Consider the following 20,873-nt stretch of genomic DNA (forward strand, 5'->3'; position numbering starts at 1 on the left):
GAACAAAACCGTTCAGCGTCCCAAAGGTTGAGATACAGGCCCCGATGGCGATAAAGACAGCGCCACCGAAGCCCCACATGACCGTGGCGACATCGGCAAGCGGCGCATTGCTTCCCGCCAAAAGTGACGAGGGCACGACACCGAGCGCCACATAGGTTGTCGCGATATAGATCAAAGCCGCCACGCATGTGCCAAGGATCGTGGCGCGGGGAATGGTGCGCTTGGGATCTTTGACCTCACCTGCCGGGACGGTCGCCGATTCCAGCCCCACAAAGGCCCACAGTGTCAGCGCAGCACAAGTTGAAATCGCCGAGATGTTGGACATTCCGCTGACATTCACCGGTTTGAAATTAGCGCTGTCTACATATGCAAAGCCCAAAACGATCAGCACCAGCAGCGGAGCCAGTTTCATCACGGTGGTCACGACCTGAATGATCCCCGCTTCACGCACGCCGCGCACGTTGATCCAAGTCAGCAACCACATCGACCCCAGTGCCGCGGCCAATCCGGCCAATGCGCTTTGGCCCACGGCAGGGACCATAACGCTGAGATATCCAGCAAAGGCCACGGCCACGGCGGCATTTCCCGACCAAAGGGCGATCCAATAGCCCCACGCGATGATGAACCCTGCAAAATCCCCAAAGCCTTCGCGGGCATAGGCATATGGCCCACCGGTATCAGAAGACAGGCGCGCCAGCCGTCCGAAGATCAGCGCCAGGACGATGGCTCCTCCGGCGGTCAGAACCCATCCCGCCATCGAGATCGGCCCAAACGCTGCAAGAGACGACGGCAGCAGGAAAATTCCCGACCCGATCATATTGCCCACCACCAAGGCGGTACACATCCAAAACCCAAGAGCGCGTGGGGTATCAGAAGAGGTCATCGGACAGCCTTACGCAATTGCCGACAGGCTCAGACCGACCATGATGATCACGATCAGTACACCCAGCAGCGGAAGGGTGAATTTCAACCACCGTTCATAGGGCACACGTCCCAACGCCAAGCCACCCATCACCACAGCCGAGGTCGGCGTGATCAGGTTCACCAGACCGCTGGCGGACTGATAGGCCGTGACGACCAAAGAACGGTCCACGTTCGAAAAATCCGCCAGTGGCGCCATGATCGGCATGGTCAGAACCGCCAGACCCGATGAGGACGGCACCAGGAAAGACAACAGCCCCTGCAGCCCGAACATGGTATTGATGAAAGCCACCTGACCCAACCCGTTCACTGCACCCTCGGCCCAATACAGGATCGTGTCCGTTATACTGCCAGCATCCATCACGATAACGATGCCACGTGCAATCCCGATCACCAGCGCCACGCCCAACAGATCACGCGCGCCATCCACGAAAGTCGAAGTGAACTCTTCTTCTCCCATCCGTGCGATCAGCCCGACGACGATGGCGGCCACAAGAAACAGGCCCGACATCTCGGCCATCCACCAACCTCCGACGGATACGCCCCAGATCATCACGCCGAAGCTGGCTGCAAAGATCACAAGGATTACACCATGGGTGCCCGTAAAGGTGACAGGCGCATCGCCCTCGCGTTTGCCTTTGAGGAAATGTGTTTCATTGCTTTCGCGTTTGTCGGCGACGATCGACAGCTGAGGGTCGGCTTTGACCCGCGCCGCGTAGCGCATGACAAACGCGACACAGGCCAGCCAGCAGACCGCAAGCAGTCCAAAGCGCAGCATGATCCCATTGGTGAACGGTACCCCCGCCGCGTCCGAAGCGATCACGGTGGCAAAGGGGTTGATGGTGGACCCCAGCGTACCCACGCCCGCGCCCAGCATGATGATCGCCACACCTACAGCGGCGTCATAACCCGCCGCAATCATCACCGGAATGATCAGGGTGTAGAAGGCCAGCGATTCCTCAGCCATGCCATAGATGGTGCCGCCTGCAGCAAACAACGCCATCAGGATGGGGATCATCCACTTTTCATGCCCCTCCATCCTTGCCATCGCTTTGGCGATGCCTGCGTCAATGGCTCCGGTATGGGCCACGATCCCCAGAAAGCCTCCAATCACAAGAACAAACAGCGCAACGTCGATGGCCTGAGCCTCATAGGTGGCGGGATTGTAGAACCCCGCAATCGGTGCCAGAACCACGTCGAAAAAGCCCTGCGGCTGCGGGTCAACTACCTGATAGCTGCCTGGAACCGGGACATCCTTGCCCAGCTATTCATTTGCGACTCGGTCATACTGACCGGCGGGCACGAACCAAGTGGCGATCGCAACCACTGCGATCAAAGCAAAGAGAATGGTGTATGCAGTAGGGAACTTGAACTTCATTTAAACGATCCTCTGAAAATACCGAGAATGAAAGCTAAGCTGCCTGCGTGCCCGATGATCTTCCGTTCGGTCCGGCCGGGTTCGTTGCAAGCTGTTGCGTGAAATGTGCAAAGCAAAATCAAACAGGACTTTGACTTGGATCATTAAAAACCCAAAAAGATGTAACTGATTTGTGAAATTTAGCCCTCGCAATTTTGCATGCGCAGACAAAAGCCGTTTTTTGCGGGCTAGCTGTTCACGTTATCCGGATCGAACGTTCCCGATGACAGATCGACACGCGCGTCGACCTCAGCTGCGTTGACGGTGGCATCGGCCACCGGCTCGCTCACAATAGTAGCTGTCTAAGGGGCCGGCTTTTGGCGTGTCACACTTCGAACTTTTCCCGGCACAGGCTTTCAATCTGTGCCCAAGTTGATTTGAATTCAGGTGTATTTTCGGCCGCGTAGTGGAAGTTCTTCATCAAGCCTGTCAGCTGCGTAAACACCTGACGTACTTCGGCTTTATCGGCGAAATCTGCGGTGGATTGGGTCACGCCATAGACCAGCTTGAAGGTCATCTTCTGCCGCTCCAGCGGGACGGTTGCGTCCACCTGATCAAAGGCGTCCTGCTGCAGATAAACCATGTCCACAAACAGTGCTTTTTGCTGGGTGACAAAGTCCTCGATCGTGACGCCCTCTTCGCCCGTCACCTGCATCATTTGATCGACCTGTTCGCCCTTTTCGATAAGCGCCAGCAGATCGCGGACCTTGCCGGTCCAGCCAGCTTCGGCATTCTTGTCATACCAGTCGGACAGCTGATCCAGATATCGTGACCAGCTGAGCATCGGGTCCACCGCCGGGTAAAACCGCTTGTAAGCGCGCTCGGACGACAGGCCGAGGAAACACTTGACCGTAGACAGCGTCGACTGCGTGACCGGTTCGTCAAAATTGCCCCCGGCGGGGGACACGGTGCCAATCAGCGTCAGGCTGCCCAACGCGCCGTCATTGGTCTTCATCGCGCCTGCGCGCTCGTACAGCCCCTTGATCGAGCTTTCCAGGTAGGCCGGGAAGCCCTCCTCACCCGGAATTTCCTCCAGCTTGCCCGAAGTCTCGCGCATGGCCTGCGCCCAGCGGCTGGTGCTGTCGGCAATCAGCAGCACGTCATAGCCCATCTGGCGGTAATATTCGCCCAGTGTGATGCCTGTAAAGATCGACGCCTCGCGCGCAGCGACCGGCATTGACGAGGTGTTACAGATGATGATTGTCCGGTCCATCAGGCTGCCGCCCGAGGTCGGGTCGGTCATCTTGGGGAATTCCGCGATGGTCTCCACCACCTCGCCCGCCCGCTCGCCGCAGGCGACAACGATCACGATATCGACCTTGGAATTCCGTGCGATCAGGTTCTGCAGCACGGTCTTGCCTGCACCGAACGGGCCGGGAATACAGGCCGTCCCGCCGCGCGCGATAGGGAAGAACGTGTCGATCAGGCGTTGCGAGGTCAGAACCGGCTCGGTCGGGTAAAGACGTTCAGACAAGGCGCGCTTCAGGATGTTTTCCGGCAACGCCCTCCGGACGGGCCATTTCTGTGACAGGGTCAGCGTGTGTTCGCCGCCCTGCGCATCCTCAAGCCGGGCCACGATGTCGTGGATCGTGGCAGCCCCTTTCTGGACCCAGACGACCTTGTAATTGCCAACCCAGTTAAACGGCAGCATGATCTTATGCTCGAACCGCCCCTCGGGCACCGTGCCGATGCTGTCGCCCGCTGTCACGGTGTCGCCCACCTTGACCGAAGGTGTAAACGACCACTTCGCCAGCGTATCCAGCGGGGCCACATCCGCGCCGCGCGGCAGGAAAGTACCAAAATCCGCTGCCAGTTTGGGTAGCGGCGATTGCAACCCGTCAAATACCTGACCCAGCAGACCCGGCCCCAACTCGACCGACAACAGCTGGCCAGATTGCTCCACCGGGTCGCCCACGGCCACGCCGTCGGTGCTTTCATAGACCTGCACATCCGCTGTATCCCCGCGCACGCGCAGCACTTCGGCCTTGAGACGTTCCTGACGACCACCGGGGCCTGGGCGCGTGGGCAGGATGAAGACCACCTCGTTCTTGACCAATTGCCCCGGCGCGCCCGAGGCATCTGCGTTGGCCTGAATTTGCACCAGCCCCTCTTGCACCGAGACAACGCGGGCAGTGGCGGTTTGCGTGACGGGGGTTGCGGCGGTCATGCGTAGGCTCCCTCAAAGTCGATATCGGCGACGTCGGCCATGGCCTGTTGTGCCAGTTTTTCAAATCGCGTTGCCGCATCCTGCGCATTGCTTTGCGCCCAGCGGTCGAAAATATTCCAGATCAGCACGTAAATCGCCACAGCCTCGAAATCGAACAGATGGCGGGCGGCGTGGCGTTTGAGCTGCTTGTGACTGACCGACAGCAGAAGCCGTTCCAGACCCAGCGGGTCTTCGGCCTCCAGCAGTTGATGCGCTTCCTTGAGCCACGGCATCGAGGTCTCAAGCTTGAAGGTCGGATCGCTCCAGTTTGCCGGAATGTGGCGGGCCCAGCGGCCCATGCCGAAGGTTCCGGCAGGCGGACTGCCACCCTGTTTGCGAAGGCGCAATGCGGCTACGGCTGTGCGCAAATCCATCCGCTCCTGAAACAGTTTCTGCAAAGTCGGCTGCGGAATATCAGCAAGCGCGGCCTTGCACCGTTCGACGGCCTGAATGTCCGTCACGTCCATATCGTAGTCGCCCCAATTCAGGGCATGCTCCAACACCCGCAGCACCTGCGCATCCTCAGGCGTCAACGCGCGCAGCCGCCGGTTTAGCCGTAAGCGCGAGATTGGGGGCTGTTTGGCGATAAACAACCGCTCTGAGCCGGGAAGGCTGCTGATTAGCGCGATATAGGCGTCGGGGTCCGACATGTCAGCGGATCACCCCTTCAAGCACGGCACGGAACCGGGGCTGAAGATGCTCCATCAGCAAGGAGGCCACGGCCTTGTCAGTCAGGTCCAGCACCACGCCCTGATCCTCGGCGCGCACCCGGATACCGTCCTGCGTGCCGTCAGCAGCGTGCAGCTCCACCTGTTCGCGCAGCATGTCGGCGGTCAGGCCCAGCACGTATTTCGTCAGCTTGCCCGACTGGATATCGTCAGCGTTCTGCTTGATATCCTCTTGTGTGGCCACCTTAGCGGGCAGGATCACCTGCACCTTACCGTCCAGCTTGGCCCCTTCGGCAGCGCGCCCGACGACCTCGAGGATCATCTGTTTCAGCATCTCGGGATCAGCCATTTCTTTGGTGACAAGGCGTTCGACATCTTCGCGAAACCGGTCAGTGAGTCCGGCCTTCATCGTCAGCACAGCATCGCGCATGGCGGTGTTCAGCGCCTCTTCCCCGGCGGCGCGGTAATTGTCGGATTCGGTGCGCGCCTTTTTCTGATACTCATCCGCTTCGCGCTTGGCATCGGCGAGGATCTTCGCCGCCTCGGCCTTGGCTTCAGAACGCAACTTGTCCGCATCCGCCTGCCCCGCCGCGACACCGTCGCTGCGCAGCTTGTCGATCAGCGCATCGACCCCGTGCGAGATCATTCCGTCCTGTGCCATCAGCTGATCCCCGCGCTAATGACCAAGGCAAAGACAAAGGCAAAAACGCCAAAGCCTTCTATGATCGCCGCAGGGGCCAGCGACAGGCCGAAGATCTCAGGTTTCTCCTTCGTGGCATTGATCGCCGCCGCACAGGCCCGGCCCTGCCAGATGCCGCAATACATCAGCGCAATCCCCGAAAGGATGCCGATACCGAACAGCCCGCCCGCATTTTCCGGGGTCACTTCGCGGTTCAGCGTAAACATGATCACGATGCCATAGATCACCATCGTCGACGGAAAGGCCGAGACACCGATGAACCGGCCATAGCCGCCCTCGGTCTCGGTCATCGCGCCGATACTGGCCTGCCCCGCGATGGCACAACCAATGGCGCTGGACGCCGCACCCAAAGCCATGGGCGCATAGATTCCCAGCCAACCCAATGTCAGTACAAGCTCATTCATTCCTGAACCTCCTTGCGGGCGAACGGGCGAAAGACGATGCCTTCATCCGGCAGACCCCATTTAAAGAATTCGATGTAATTGAGACGTAACCCGTGGACGACGCCGCTCATCAGTGCGAGGGCGAAGTTGAGGAGATGCCCGGCGATCAGGATCAGCAGCCCAAACAGGATGCCCGGCCCTTTCAGCGCCTGCATCACTTGGACCGCCAGATCGTTGAACGTGATCGCCAGCGAGGCCGAGGCTAGCCCCAGCGCGAACAGGCGCATGTAACTCAGAACATCGCCAAACGCCCCCATCGCCCCCGCCAGCCCCTGCAGCCCGTCGATCAGACGCCACAGCCAATCGGTGGGTTTGGTGATCTGACGCTCGCTGGTGAACAGCAGGATCGCCAGAAAGCCTGCGCCCATCAGCACCGCTCCGGGCAATGTCGCGCCGTCGTTCATGTAAGCCAGCCACAGAACGAACCCGCCGATCAGCACGGCAATCCAGCCCAGATTGGCAATGGCTCTGCGCCGCCCCCACGCCGCCCGCGCGGCCAGTGCGTTGGCCAGCACCAGATGGAACACGCCGACAACGATCGAGATCATCATCATCGCGTTGAAATTGTTCAGATCCAGTATCTTGAGCCGCGCCCAGATCGACCCCTCTGCCGGGGACGCGCCAAAATAACTGCCAACCATGACACCGTAAATTACCGTCGCACCCGCGATGATCACACCATAGAGCCGCCACGACCGCTGCGCCGGGGACTTGTCCATCTTTTTCCAGAAGGCCAGCAGGCCCAGCAGGATCACCGCGCCATAGCCCGCATCCGCCACGATCATCGCAAAGAAGATCGCGAACGAGGCCGCAACGATGATGCTGGGGTCCCAGTCCCTGTAACCCGGGATCTGGTAGAACAGCGCCAGATCGACCGCTGCGCTGCGGTTTTCGGGCTGCTCCAACAGCGTCGGAGGGGCGTCATCCGGGCCCGGTTCTTCGATCAGCACAGCAGCATCTTGGGCCTGCGCCATCTCCAGCACCGCATCCACACGATCCTCGGGCACCCAGCCCTGCAGGGCAAACATCGCGCCCTCGTCGCGGACCTTCTGTGTGGCGTGGGCCAGTTCCGCCGCGCTTTCCGCCGCCGACAGGTTTCGGCGCATCAGGGTCAGGTAACGGGTCTGGGCGATGCGTTCCGCCTCAAGCGCCTCAATGGCGATCTCGGCCTCTTCCAGCTGCGCTTCAAGCTCATGAATCGGCAGTGACCCGGTATGGGTGCGCGGTACCGGCAGAATATCGTCGCCCGGATCGTCGGGCGCGATCAGCACCGCGTAGATATATCGGTGATCCTGTTCCAGAATGGCCCAGGGCAGTTTGACCTCGGACAGCGCCTCACGGTGTTTCACCGGTAGTTGGTAGAACCACAGCCGATTGCCCGCCAGAACGTCATTGGGCGGAAAATCCAGATCCCCCCACGGGCGCACTTGCCCAATCCGGTGCGCCAGAAAATCCCGCCGATCTGTTGCCTCTCGGGTGCGCTGCATCAGGTCCAGCACGTCGCGCACGAACTGGTCCATATCGAACGCAGGGTCACGTTGTATCTGGCGGCGCGGGTCGGCCACGTCGGTCAAAAAGCGCAGCGCCTTATAGGCATCATGCGCACCCCGTTCGCTGATCTTTTCCGGCTCGGCGGGTGGAGGCGCCAGCGGCAGTACATGCATACAGCCCAGCCCTTGCAGCGCCTCTAACGTGTCGCCCTTATGCGCGGCGGGTCCGACGAGGGACAGTTTCTTCAGCCGCGCGACGCTCATGTCAGCGCCTCCTGCGCATGTTTGCGTTTGGAGATTTTCGAGCGCACAACCGCCTGCATCTGCTCATCGCTCAGATAGATGCGGATTTTCTTGATATTGGCCTTGGCGCGTGGGATCAGAACCTTTTCGAACAGGTTGACCCGTTGCGTGATCGTGGCCACGGCCTTGTCGAAAATGCGCACCCTTTCTTCGGCGACCTTCACGCGTAGCCGCGCCTCGATCATGTCATGCAACAGGTTGGCGGCGGCATCGACCCAATGTGGTTTGGCCAACAGCGAATAGGGTCGCACGGCAACTTCGATTCGGTCCAGATCGGGCATCTTGACGCCGACCACGTTGACCTCTTTCAACTGGTAATCCTTCAACTCGACCAACCCGTCCAGGTCGACCCCCTGCTGCGCCAGCATCGGCAGCTTTTCCCCGACCTGCTGCGCCAGATCATGCACCTCTTGCTGAAGGCGTTGGACATCTTCGCGGGCTTTGGCACGCTCCGCCATCAACTGCTGGCGTTTGAGGTCCAGCGACGGCAGGAACCGCTCATAGCTTTTCAGCTGAGTCTGCTGGCGGGCCAGCGACGATTTATTCAGCTGCAACCGCGCCATCGGTATCCTTTGGGAAATACTTGTCGACCAAGGCCTGCTTCATCAGCAACTGCTCGGGCTGGAAGCACTCGGCCAGCGTCTTCCACCCCAGATCCAGCGCGTCCTCCAGCGGGATCGAGACGTTGATATCCATGAACCGCGCCCGGAATAGCGCGCCGAATTTCAGCAACTGATGATCGTAATCCGACAGATCAAAGGCCATCGCCTGTTTCTGCGCCGCATCGCGGCTTTCGGAATAGAACCGGATCATCGTGTTCATGATCTGCCCGTGATCTTCACGCGTGGTCTTTCCGATCACGTTCTGCTTGAGGCGTGACAGGCTGCCGAACGGGTCAATCACCCCCGAATGCAGGTAAAACTGCCCCTCGGTGATATAGCCCGTGTTGTCCGGCACCGGATGGGTCACGTCATTGCCGGGCATCGTCGTGACAGTCAGTACAGTGACCGAACCGCCTTTGGCATAGTCACATGCCTTCTCGTACCGCCGCGCCAGTTGGGAATAGAGATCGCCCATATAGCCGCGCTGCGAGGGCACGCGTTCCTGACTGATTCCCACTTCTTTCATCGCGTCGGCATAGGCGGTCATGTCGGTCAGTAGCACCAATACCCGCTTACCTTCCTCGACCGCGAATTTCTCGGCCACCGCCAGCGCCATATCGGGCACCAGCAGCCGTTCAACCAGCGGGTCCATCGCCTGATTGACGAACATCACCGTGCGCGAGAACACGCCCGCATCCTCGAACGACGTCCGGAACGTGTGATAGTCGTCAAAGATCAGCCCCAGCCCGCCAAAGACTACGATATCCGCATCCGCCTGAATGCCGATCCGGCTGAGAAAGGCATTGAACGGCTCGCCCGAGACCGAAAAGATCGGGATTTTCTGGCTTTCGACCAGAGTATTGAACACGTCGATCATCGGCACGTCCGTGCGGATCATCTTGTTGGGCACTGCACGTTCCGAAGGGTTTACGGTCGGCCCGCCAATCTCGATCCGCGGCTCGGATGACAGATCCGGCCCACCGTCGATTGCCACCCCTGCCCCGTCAAAGACGCGGCCAAGAATATTGGCCGAATAGGGCGTCTGCATAGGATGACCCAGAAAAGTGGCAGTCGCCTCGGTCGAGATACCCTTGGTGCCCGAGAACACCTGCAGCGTCACCACATCCCGGTCGATGAAAATCGCCTGCGCCAGCGTTTTGTGTCCGTCGATGGTTTCGATCACCGCCAGATCGTTGAACCTAACGGTTGCTTCAGCCGATCCGTCCAACGGAACCCTAACTTTGATCGTATCCCCAACAATTTCCAGAACACGAGTATATTTCAAGAGACTCTGAGACATCGCCTACCCTAAGTCGCATGATTAAGAGTTTATTTTTCTTTTCACCTTCAAACTGCCCACCGAACCAGTGCGCTCGGAGGGTTTAATATTGATTTGGTAAATCCGGTTGCCTCCAAGCTAATAGAGATTGCAGGCCTAAAGCAATGAAATCAGTTCAATTCTGATTGGATTTTGTGTCGCCATGCGTTTTCAAGACTTTGCCATTGACCTCTGCGACGCTGCCTTTGGCCCCGTTTCAGCATCAGGACGATAGTCCAAAACGCGCACAAGCAAGTTGGCCATCTCTTCAAGTTCTTTGGAAGGTGTTTTGACTTCCCCTATGATGCGTTTGACCAGATCAACGGCTTCAGTGCGCTGCTCCTCGTCAGGCAACAGATAAGGCAACGTCTCGACTGCACCCTTCGGATCGAAAGTGGCGACCAGAGTCTGCTCGTGCAACATACGTTGACGTTCTACAACCGAAATGGATTTGAACGGCGCTTCGTGCCGAAAGATATGCGCCCAGCGGTGCAGAATCTCAGCGCGAAAGCTTTTGTGGCTGTCGGCCAATAAGATCAGCATTCGAATGACCGCTTCGGGCAGACCTCCTTGCCGTATATGCGCAAGCACCGTGTTGACCTCTGGCAAATTGCGCAAAGACGCTGGGTCCGGCAGGGTTCGGCGCTTGGAATACTCTTGCCCGAACCAAGTTGCGAACGGCCCGCCCCAAGTGGCGAAGAAGGTTGCCTCATACCATGCGTCGCGCAAATCACGGCCCAAATCCATCGATTGCTCGATCCATTCACCGGTGAGTTTTTCCCATTTTAGAAACGGGTTGTCAGCATCGGCTGGCGCGCGCTGCGCTCTGGCGTCCTGCGCCAGTTTCTCGATCCCTTTCCCCATAACTGTGTTCGAAGACATCGACGAACGCTGTACGCGCAGCGGATGCGCATCGCGCAAAGCCTGCGCTGTCACCGGTGTCGACATTGTTTGCACGACTGGGCGACCAAAGGTTTCATAGGCACCCGCTTGCACTTCCGACATATGCGCCACGGCGGCAAAGCTGGTTTCATCCTGGCGACCGTCATCCAATGCAGCGACATCTGAAAGCGTTCGATCGACGAACCGAACTTCGAAGGATTTTTCGACCCCGTCCCCTTCGATGTTATCAATGACCATTTCATAAAGACCGGGTGCCATTGCCTCGACTGTTTCAAGTGTAGAGGCGAGGCCTGTGTGCTCTTTGCGCGCAATCTTGGAGGAAACAAAAATGCCCAGATGCCCCACTTCATCATGAAGCATGTAAATAATGCGCTGGCCGCGTACTCGTATCTCTTCTTCGTCCGCATACGTTTCAGCGATCCAGTTCAAAGCCTGTTGCGGCGGCGTGATATTGTCGCCATGACTTGCAAAGACAAAAATCGGCGCTTTGATCGCCTTAAGATCTACGGGAACTCCGGGTTCCAGTTGTGCGGTATTCTTGACGAGCCGGTTTCCAACGAACAGTTGTTCGACAATCCATCGAATTTCGGCCTCGTTCAGAAGAAAGAAACCGCCCCACCAACGCTCAAAATCGATGAAACGCTGACGGCCGGCTTCGGGATCGCGGTACAGGTCGAAATACTTGCCAAAGTAGTTGCGGCTGGGATTTAGCTGCTCGAAATTCATCACCAGATTGGCACCGTCAAATTTGCCGTTCCCCAAATCTGACCAGAGCATCGGCTGCCATGTACCGCCAAGCATCCCACCATTGTAGCGCATTGGATTTTCACCAACTTCACCCGACCAAGGTGCGACCGGCGCACCATTGAGCACCAGAGGCCCGGTCAGATCGGGGTTGCAGGCCGCCATCAGCAAGGTCGCCCAGCCGCCCTGGCAGTTTCCTGTCACAACAGGTTGCGGGCTTTTTGGGTGACGCGCGCTGACGGTGCGAACAAATCCAGCTTCGGCATGCATCACATCCGCCAGTGTCTGTCCTTCGACCGGGTCACGGCCAAAACTCACAAAGTATACCGGGTGGCCCTTCGCCAGCGCCACGCCGACCTGGCTGTCGGACTTGAACCCACCTATACCACCGCCATGTCCAGCACGAGGATCAATAATGATGTAGGGGCGTTTGTGATCGTCTATGTTGATCCCTTGCGGGGGAACAATGCGCAAAAGCTGATAGTTGCAGGGCCGGTCGAGCTCCCTCCCGTCAACCATCACTTCGTAGTCATAGACAAGCACTGGCGGGCAACCGGCCGCTTCATGTTCGAGGAAAACGTCTCCGCGCTCGCGCAAGACGTCCATCGTCAGGGCGACGCGCTGACCTGCATCCTTGATATAGTCCGTCCATGCCGAACCTACGGATTTCGTCTGCGCGAATTGCACCGCAAGATCTCGCAGTTCGTTTGACCATTTCGTAGACCGGTTTGAATGGTGCTCAGTTATTTTCTGTGCCTGATTAGTAGCGGCTTGCGACAAAATTTGGTACTGCATACCAGATTGATCAAGCACACCAGAAATCGCATCAAGCACGTTGCTGTTTACGGTCGCTGTGGTTTTTTCACCGGTTGAAGGGTGCGACGCATTTTCTTTCGCAATTGAATTCCGGGCCATAGGTCAATCCTTCCTCAGACGATGCTGTACCCACCGTCGATGGGGTGTACGCCGCCAGTCACGTTGAACGCCTCGCGGCTTGCAAGAAACGCGGCATAGGCACCGACATCTTCGATGGTCGCCAACTGATGGGTGGGTGCACGCTCGGCAGCGGCGCTCAGCAGTGCATCAAAATCGGACAGCCCGGTGGCCGCGCGGGTTTTCAGAGGGCCAGGCGACAGAGCGTGCACCGAAATGCCTTTGGTCCCCAGTTCTGCAGCGGCATAGCGCACCGAGGCTTCCAAAGCGGCCTTCACCGGCCCCATGATATTGTAGTTTTCAACAACCCGAGTCGCCCCAAGAAACGAGACCGTCATACATGTTCCGCCACGCACCATCAGCGGTTCGGCCATGCGGATCATGCGCAGAAACGAATGAACAGAAATATCCATGGCCACCCCAAACCCTTCGGCCGAGGTATCAATAACCCTTCCGTGCAGATCATCGCGTGGCGCAAAGGCAATAGAATGCACAAGAGTGTCAATCCGGCCCCATTGCGCCCGGATTGCATCAAACAAGGCGTTTGTCTGGTCTGCATCCCGCACATCCAGCGGCAGACAGATTTTTGCATCAACCTCTTCAGCCAGCGGGACGACGTATGGTTTGGCCTTTTCGTTTACATAAGTCAGCGCGATCTCTGCGCCTTGTGCATGAAGCGCACGCGCGCATCCCCACGCAATCGACTGATCGTTTGCGACACCGATAACAACTGCTTTGTATCCGTCCAATCGAAACATAGCACGCCTTTTTCTGCAGCGCAGCATAGCGCCTTTTCCTCGATTCGGGAAAGACGATTGCGGGGCAATTCTGCCTACGCTGCGTCACAGAGCGATGAACACGCACCAGTATGCTCAAAAACGGGCGAATTATGTCCGGGCTCTTACCGTTTCAGCAATTCGCGCAGTAGACGATAGTATACGCCCGTGCCTTGTCCGACCACGAATGTTGAGATGACACTCAAACGGAAACGACGCTCTAAACTTCGGCTCTGTACCTCAGCGGAGTGCGAAGGGGTTTTCCTGGATTGCCGCGTTTGCTCGGGTACTACCTGTGAGCCCAAAGCAACCATATCCGCACTAACTAAAGCGCAAGACCGTATCGAAAGCTCAAATCAAAAAGAAATATTAGCGCATTGCCTGCTATTGCTGAGGGCCCATCAATTTCGCGTTTCGACGGCGCGTAATCTCCTGTCGAATTAGGTCTATGTGCAAACGTGCATCATATGCCCCCTGGCGATATGCGAGCGGCAGGTTCAGATTTGCAAGTGCGGTGTCCACTTCTTCGAATTTATTGGCGACTTCTTCCACCTCAGCCAAAGTCTGTGCCTTGCTGAGTTCTTCCTCAAGCGCAGCGATGCGCTGGTAAAAACGCCAGACCCTACGCTTTTGAAACCAAACGTAGCCAGACGGGACGATCCGCAGAAAAGGAACTAAGAACAACAAAGGCAATAACAACAACAATACACTGCCAAATTGCGCTGCGATCCAATATGGCAAGACGCCATGCAAAAAGTTTGGCCCAGAATTTATGAGTTCTGTCGCAATTTTGTTTAGTGGCACAGGCGGTGAAGCTGTGTTTGGATACTCGCGCGCACTTTGCAAAATAGTGGCTTCGCTATGAATGTTCTTCGCTGCATTCACCAACCTATCGGTTACTGCAGGATGAAGATCGGAAGCGGCGATAAGTGAAGCCCTCAACGCTAAGATTTTGACATCCTCCGGCGGCCTCGGAGGGTCCAGTGTGATTGATCCTGCCGGTACAGTTACCGAATTTGCGCCTGAAAGTTTCAATGCCAGAGCATCGACCAAAGCCATGGGAACGAAAACGATTTCTGGATCAAAAATTGCGTCCATAAGATAAGGCGCATCGAGGGGTGCGACAAACAACGCTGCATCCGCTTCGTTGGAATACAACGCCTCTATTGCATCGTTTCCCCCGGCATCGACTAGGGTTATGCCGACATTTTGCAAACCTGCGGCCTCAATTAGCGATAAAGCAGCGGCGCGAGTACCAGACGCCTTGGTTCCTGCTGCTAAACGTATGTCTCCCCATTCGCCTGCATTGGCCCCAACTGAACTAGACGTTCCACGGAACACCACCATGGGTTCAAGAAAAATGGCACCCAGGGACTGTAAGTTTTCGTCCTGAGGTAGTTCGAGACCGCCTTGAACAAAAGCGGCGTCCACTTCGCCGGAAACAAGTTTTTGAATGTTCTCAACGGACCCCTCGGTTTCAACCAGAATTACCTGAATGCCGTCACGTGCAAGTTCTGCTTTATAGAGTTGTCCAACTTGCCAGTATCCGCCGCCGTTTATGCCAGCAGCCAGCTTAATATTGTTGGGCGGTTTCAAACCAAAGATCAGAAAAACAACCAAACCGACAAACATAATCGGAAAGAGAATGAAAAGAGCTAAGCGCATTTATTCCCACATTCGGATGATCGGAACCGTTAAGTCGTTCTCATTTGATAGCAATCTTTTTGCCAACGAGAAACTGATCCCAGCGATTGGCACTCGTAGCTCTTATGAGCGTCAAGACCCATAAGTATGCACCTGATACTCCTGATCGAGTTTGTGTTTTGCGTCAGCCAACCAGTCTTGTAATGATCATAATAAAGACTTTTTGCGCACTACATGATTGAGCACATAATCTATCCTCGTCACGAACTAGACAGCCAAAGCGGCATTCAAGCCTACTAAATAAGGATTTGACTCCAATACATCCCCTTGTGTCCACCTCCTGCAGCCCCCCCCCTGCCCTTACATGTTGCGCCGTTGCCCTACCGACCGCTGTGCTTACTGGGTCCACGAACCCCTCCTTTGTAGACAGACCCAGTCATTGCGTTCCAAGCATCCAATCCCAAGCTCGCATCATGTGCCTGGGCTCGGCCACAAGATTCTCTGCCAACTACCATCAAGTCCAAAACAGCTTATGGGAAAACCCGCTCTAAAAATGGCGCACGAAAAACGCCAGACACTAGCCCGGCGTTTCTGTTTGTTAGCATGTTGCTGACCTTACCCGTGGGTAAGGTCGTCGTCTTCCTGCAACTCGTCCAGCAATGAGGCGATCGCTTGCTCTAGCTTGGCACGGTTCACCCGAGTGAAGTCCAGATTATAGCGCAGTTCAATTCGCCCGCTTGAGGCCGAGCACTTCGCCACCCCTGCCCTGCCCGAAACTTGAAACGTAGTCTTCGCTCGCCGCGTCTTTCCACCGCTTGCACCTGGCACTTTCTTGGGGTTGTCAGCTGTCGGCTCTAAAAACGAGCGGAGAATAGCAACCTCGCGCGCGCCGTCGCGATCCGGTTCGTTCATCAAACTGGTGCTCACATGACGCGCCAAACCGGGATCGGCATCCAACTTACGTTTCAGCTCAACGCCGACATTGCGCGGAATATCGTTAGGATGTATCAGCACCTTGTCCAGCATCATCAGCAGGCTGGCGAAAGATCGGATATAGCTGCGTTTGGTGTAGCTGGCGGACTTGAACAAAAGCGCAACGGCCTTGTCCACGTCCGGGCATTCATTCGCAGGGTTCTCGGCAAAGGCCCGCGCCAATGCACCCATTTCCGCAAATGAGATATCCTTGCGGATCAGGTTTTCATCTACCATGCGACGGTAGCTGTCATTCAGATCCGCGCCTTCCGAAATGCCCGCCGGGATAGCCGCATACACTTCATTGCCGGTTTCCTGATACAGAGCTCGATAGGCAGACAATCTCCGCATCCCTTGAATGAGCTCGTACCGACCATCAGCCCGACGCTCCAACCGGATTGGGTTCGACAATCCGATTTCGCGGATCGAATCCTTCAACTCGTCCAATTCAGGATCCGGGCCGTCCTTGCGATCCCGGGTCAGCTTTTCAGTTACCACATCAGCCAGAAGTACATGCTCAGTCACCAGACCTTCGGACCGCAGACGAACAAGCTCATGGGCCAGGCGATCGTTTTCGGCGCGTATGGTGTCCTCTGTCGATTGTTGCCCGCGCAACGCTTCGGCGTTTTCCGAGATCGCGGCGGCCATCGGGCCGCGGCGTTTTTCCAAGACCTTGTCAGGAACTTTGCCAACCGGGATATCCTCCATGGAAGGCATGTCGATGTCGAACATTCTGCGTTTGCGGCTCATGCGTCATCCTCCAATTGGTCCCAGGCCGAAAGCATCACGCCCCGGAATTCCTCGTACACGTTATCAAATGTAGACCGCGCCCTGCGCCATGTCTCGCGCGTCATTTCGCGGTAGTCCATCTCATAGACCGAACTCAGGAACCGACCGGATTGTTCGACCGCACGGGTCATTTCAACCGGATGCTCGGCCACATGTTCACCGAATACTTTCTTGAACGCCTCGAACATGGCCGAATGCAGCGCATTGCCTGGCTCGTACCGGGTCAGCAGAAAGCGCATTTCACAGAATGTCTTGGGCAAGCCAATCTTACCCGTGGGTAAGGTCTTGTCGAAACCGTAGGCAAGGTCTTCAAGCGCTTCGGCCAGCTGGCCAATGAAAGAAGTTGTCGAGTCGTATTCCCAATAGCCTGGCCCTGAGGGAATATAGAGCATGTCTGCCGCGAACACCGCGTTCATGGATTGATACCCAATCGCAGGCGGGCAATCGAACAGGATCAGGTCATAGGCATCATCGGGGATCTGATCCAGATAACGCGACACAGCCGCGAAGAATGACCACTCTGGGTTCAAGTGACGATACTGGGCCGAGGCGAACTCGACAAAGGCGGCGTTGGCGCAGGAGGGGACAACGTCAATGGTCGACCACGAGCTTTGCTTGATGAAATCCCCAATCCGAAGATCGCCCAGGCCCATATCCGTGATCGACGGCGGCAATTCGCGGCGGGGCAGGGCGGTGCCTGATTCAGCAGCGACGGGGCGGTTGTTCATACGCTCGGTTTCGCGGATCAGATCGCGGGCCATAATACCCCAGACCGTGAAATCTTCGGCCACATCGGTCAGGCCCATGGAATGGCTTAAAGTGGCTTGCGGATCGAAATCCACCACCAACACGCGGTAGCCATCCAGCGCCGCCGCATGAGCCAAGTGAAGCGCAACGGTCGACTTACCAGCGCCGCCTTTGAAGTTTGCCACCGCCGCACGTATCGCGCGCTTACCAACGGGGCGGGGCGGCATAAGAGATTTGCGGTTCACCTTGAGCCGCCGGCGGAGCTCATTCACCTCTTCCAGGCTGAACCAGCGTTGCCGGCCGTCTGGTTCCACCTCACCACCCGGCAGCGAGGGATCCGCAGCCAGCTTGCCCCGAAAGGTCGACTGGTTAATGCGAAAGATCAGCTCGGACACTTCCCAGCTGGAAAAACGACGAAGAGTCTTCTCCATCTCAGGACTAAAGGTTTGCTGCCGAATCCAGCCCTGCAACTTAAGGGACTGGTTCCGCAATGCGTTCAGGTCTTCGTGCGTATACATGCCTCGGGTCTCACTATTATGGACGCTATTTTTTATGATTTCACTATTTACGCCCTATTTGCACTTTAAGCAAAAGAAAATATACTCAGATCACGATCTTACCCATGGGTAACATAAACAAGGGAAATCAACGTCCTTCAGGACCCGAATCGCGGTGATTCGCAGTGCCTCTGGAAAATAGGGCAGGACGCTATATTTAGGGGGGCGTTAGACTCTCTATCGGTCGATTTGGGGGGACAAATATGCTACTTAAGGGGACAACCAGAATGTCCCCCATCACCAATACTTCACCATTTTTCTTTTTTGAAATTGGGTTTGAGTTGCTGAAAAACCGGGTCAAATCAAACTTCTCTTGACAGAATCGTCGCTTTGGACGCTAATCAGGGCATCAAGACGAAAAGCGTTGGCAAACAGCGCAACAGGGGTGGAAACTCCGCCCGAGGCAGACAGAGCGGTAAGATTGGAATGCAGGTTGCAAAACCGGTTGGGTTAAATGCGCCCGCCATAAAATATGATATCCTGTCCGCGATGACGGTGCACGCTTTGTCAAGCGACAAGCATCGGCAACGCAGTATACTACGCATCATTGCGTTGATCACCACGCGGTATAACTGGCGCACGAATGAGCTGTCGATCGGGCGGGAAGAGATTGCGCGGCTATGGTCGGTGAATGAGCGCACCGTCAAACGTGAGATGTCCAAGCTGCGGTCTATGGGTTGGATTGCGGTCAAACGCCCCGCCGCGCGGGGCAGGGTGGCGGTGTATGAGCTGGACCTCAAACAGGTGATGATCGACACGTCCGAGGTTTGGCCGACGATTGGCGCGGATTTTGTCGCGCGGATGTCACACTCGCCCGAGCCCGGCACAAATGTGGTGCCGTTCAAAGTGAAACCTCCGGCGCCCGAGGAAAGCGATGGAGATATCTGGACGCAGGTTCAGGCCATTTTGCACGGGCGCGATCCCGAGCTTTGGGCCAGCTGGTTTCGCCATTTGATCGAGGCCGAGAGGGCAGGGGGGACCGTAACCCTTGTCGCCCCCTCGCGGTTCGAGGCGGACTATATCCATCGCAACTGGTCCGAGCGTCTGCTGGCCGCCTATAGCCGCATCGCGCCCGAGATCAGAAAAGTACGGATCGAATCCAGCAGCTGAACAGGAGGGCTAACCAGAGGCACTGAAATCACGCAGAACCTGACCGGAATTGCTGGATGTGCGCAGGCCGTTCCGCATCGCCAATGCCCCATTCACCAGCACATGTGCAATGCCCGAGGCATAGCGGCGGGGGTGTTTCGCGGTTGCGTTGCTGGCAATATTGACCTGATCGAACACGCAGATATCGGCCTGTTGCCCTGCGGCCAAAACCCCGCGGTTCTTGAGCCCCAACCGATTGGCGGGGATCGAGGTCAGCTTGGCCACCCCCTGTTCCAGAGACAGCGTCGACTTGTCCCGCACGTAGTATTGCAGGAACCGAGCGGCCCAGCCGTAACCCGATAGCGAGCCAATGTGGTCCTTCAGGACGCCCTCATTGGCGATGGCGACAGTGTCCGAGATCACGGCGCATTCGGGTTGTTCCAGACAGAGTTCCACATCCGAGTTGCGGAAGGATTTGGACGACCACATGCAGGCCATCAGGTTCTCGCCTTCCTCCATCAGGATATCGAGCACTGCGTCATAGGGGTGGCAATTGCGCATCCGGCCGATCTCGGCGAAGTCGGCGCCGACGATGTCCTTGTTGACGGTGGCGTTCAGCAAGACGATGTCCGACCATTTCTCGGCCTTGACGATTAACCACATGGGTTGGGGGTTGGCCTTGATCCGCGCGCGGGATTCAGGGTCAGCCAGTCGCGCAAGCACATCGTCCACGGACCCTGCCTGCGCCCATTTCGGCAGGATCGCCGCCATGAGGGTATGGTTCCAGTCATGCGGGATTACGTCAAAGGCGATGTCCACGTCGTGGCGGCGAGCCAGGTCGATCATTTCCAGTGTGTGGTCCATGGCATAGTCCGGCGCGCCGAATTTGGGCTGGATATGGCTGATCTGCAGCTTGGAGCCGGATTGGCGTGCCGTGGCGATAGCTTCGGCAAAGCCCAGATCGTAGTGCGTATCCCGGTTGCGCACATGGGTGGCGTAGAGGCGTTTGTATTTGGCCGCGACCTCACACATCGGCACCAGATGTTCCGGCGAGGCGAGGCTGCCGGGGAAATATTCCAGACCCGAGGAGAACCCACCTGCGCCTTCGTCCATGCATTGATCGACCAACCGGGCCATTTCGGTGACGTCTTCGGCCTCGCCCGGATGAAGCTGATCGCCCAGAACCGCGCGATGCACGGTGCCGTGGCCGACAAAGGCCATGACATTCACGCCGAGCTCTGTGCGATCCAGCACATCCAAATAGTCGCCGAAACCCAGCCATGTGTCATGCTTGGCCTGATCGGTGTACCACGGGGCCACGCGGCTGATATCGCCGGGGCTGTTAACGGGCGCGCAGCTGATGCCGCATTGGCCGATCACCTCGGTCGTGACGCCCTGATGCACCTGACTTTCCGCGCGTCCATCAGCGATCAGCGTGAAATCGGAATGAGTGTGCATGTCGATGAAACCCGGCGCGACGACCAGGCCCGAGACGTCGATCTCTTGCGCGGACTTCTGCCCGGTCAACTCACCGGCGGGCAGGACGGCGCTGATGGTCTCGCCTGAGACTGCCACGTCGCCCAAATAGCCGTCCTGTCCCGTACCATCGACAATGGTGCCGCCTTTGAGAACAAGATCGAACATGGGTGCC

Annotated in this window: 14 protein-coding genes and 2 pseudogenes; 1 reads left to right on the plus strand and 15 read right to left on the minus strand. The window is 57.3% G+C overall.

The genetic code is table 11. From position 1 onward, the window contains the following. Positions 1–7 precede the first annotated feature (7 nt). The 14 genes and pseudogenes from ACR0CA_RS07805 to ACR0CA_RS07870 form a co-directional block, all read right to left on the minus strand. Positions 8–883, minus strand: a pseudogene (locus tag ACR0CA_RS07805) (amino acid permease); the annotation flags it as partial. A 9-nt stretch (positions 884–892) separates the two neighbouring features. Continuing rightward, positions 893–2,299 (minus strand): annotated as a pseudogene (locus tag ACR0CA_RS07810) (YfcC family protein). A 364-nt stretch (positions 2,300–2,663) separates the two neighbouring features. Continuing rightward, entirely contained in the window at positions 2,664–4,505 is a 1,842-nt protein-coding gene (locus tag ACR0CA_RS07815) for a V-type ATP synthase subunit A (protein WP_480898125.1), read from the minus strand. Further along, positions 4,502–5,194: a hypothetical protein gene (locus ACR0CA_RS07820; protein ID WP_480898127.1), complete on the minus strand. Its 693-nt coding sequence runs from the start codon at positions 5,192–5,194 to the stop codon at positions 4,502–4,504. Before ACR0CA_RS07820 ends, ACR0CA_RS07815 begins: the two co-directional genes overlap by 4 nt. A gap of 1 nt (position 5,195) precedes the next feature. Beyond that, positions 5,196–5,873 carry a hypothetical protein gene (locus ACR0CA_RS07825; RefSeq protein ID WP_480898129.1) on the minus strand — a complete coding sequence of 226 codons (678 nt, stop codon included), beginning with the start codon at positions 5,871–5,873 and terminating at the stop codon, positions 5,196–5,198. After that, a complete protein-coding gene (locus ACR0CA_RS07830; RefSeq protein WP_480898131.1) occupies positions 5,873–6,316 on the minus strand; it encodes an ATP synthase subunit C in 444 nt (147 codons plus the stop codon). The genes ACR0CA_RS07825 and ACR0CA_RS07830 overlap by 1 nt, the downstream gene beginning before the upstream one ends. Continuing rightward, positions 6,313–8,109: a V-type ATP synthase subunit I gene (locus ACR0CA_RS07835; RefSeq protein ID WP_480898134.1), complete on the minus strand. Its 1,797-nt coding sequence runs from the start codon at positions 8,107–8,109 to the stop codon at positions 6,313–6,315. Before ACR0CA_RS07835 ends, ACR0CA_RS07830 begins: the two co-directional genes overlap by 4 nt. After that, a complete protein-coding gene (locus tag ACR0CA_RS07840; protein WP_480898137.1) occupies positions 8,106–8,711 on the minus strand; it encodes a V-type ATP synthase subunit D in 606 nt (201 codons plus the stop codon). Before ACR0CA_RS07840 ends, ACR0CA_RS07835 begins: the two co-directional genes overlap by 4 nt. Then, entirely contained in the window at positions 8,689–10,050 is a 1,362-nt protein-coding gene (locus ACR0CA_RS07845; protein ID WP_480503653.1) for a V-type ATP synthase subunit B, read from the minus strand. The genes ACR0CA_RS07840 and ACR0CA_RS07845 overlap by 23 nt, the downstream gene beginning before the upstream one ends. A gap of 189 nt (positions 10,051–10,239) precedes the next feature. Continuing rightward, positions 10,240–12,402 carry a DUF3141 domain-containing protein gene (locus ACR0CA_RS07850; RefSeq protein ID WP_480898138.1) on the minus strand — a complete coding sequence of 721 codons (2,163 nt, stop codon included), beginning with the start codon at positions 12,400–12,402 and terminating at the stop codon, positions 10,240–10,242. Positions 12,403–12,644: 242 nt separating this feature from the next. Then, the gene (gene fabI / locus ACR0CA_RS07855; protein ID WP_170789888.1) at positions 12,645–13,406 is read right to left on the minus strand and encodes an enoyl-ACP reductase FabI; all 762 of its coding nucleotides are present in this window, start codon (positions 13,404–13,406) and stop codon (positions 12,645–12,647) included. A gap of 402 nt (positions 13,407–13,808) precedes the next feature. Further along, positions 13,809–15,089: a TAXI family TRAP transporter solute-binding subunit gene (locus ACR0CA_RS07860; protein ID WP_480898140.1), complete on the minus strand. Its 1,281-nt coding sequence runs from the start codon at positions 15,087–15,089 to the stop codon at positions 13,809–13,811. Positions 15,090–15,683: 594 nt separating this feature from the next. Then, complete coding sequence (locus ACR0CA_RS07865; RefSeq protein WP_480898142.1) at positions 15,684–16,790, minus strand: ParB/RepB/Spo0J family partition protein; 1,107 nt, start codon at positions 16,788–16,790, stop codon at positions 15,684–15,686. Further along, entirely contained in the window at positions 16,787–18,094 is a 1,308-nt protein-coding gene (locus tag ACR0CA_RS07870) for an AAA family ATPase (RefSeq protein WP_170773215.1), read from the minus strand. Before ACR0CA_RS07870 ends, ACR0CA_RS07865 begins: the two co-directional genes overlap by 4 nt. 465 nt (positions 18,095–18,559) lie before the next feature. Between ACR0CA_RS07870 and ACR0CA_RS07875 the strand changes: the two genes are divergently transcribed. Continuing rightward, a complete protein-coding gene (locus ACR0CA_RS07875) occupies positions 18,560–19,243 on the plus strand; it encodes a DnaA N-terminal domain-containing protein (protein ID WP_480898144.1) in 684 nt (227 codons plus the stop codon). Positions 19,244–19,252: 9 nt separating this feature from the next. Here ACR0CA_RS07875 and ACR0CA_RS07880 read toward each other — a convergent pair whose 3' ends face one another. After that, entirely contained in the window at positions 19,253–20,866 is a 1,614-nt protein-coding gene (locus tag ACR0CA_RS07880; protein WP_480898147.1) for an N-acyl-D-amino-acid deacylase family protein, read from the minus strand. Between the last annotated feature and the right edge of the window lie 7 nt (positions 20,867–20,873).

The organism is Ruegeria sp. F12 (genome assembly GCF_056533885.1).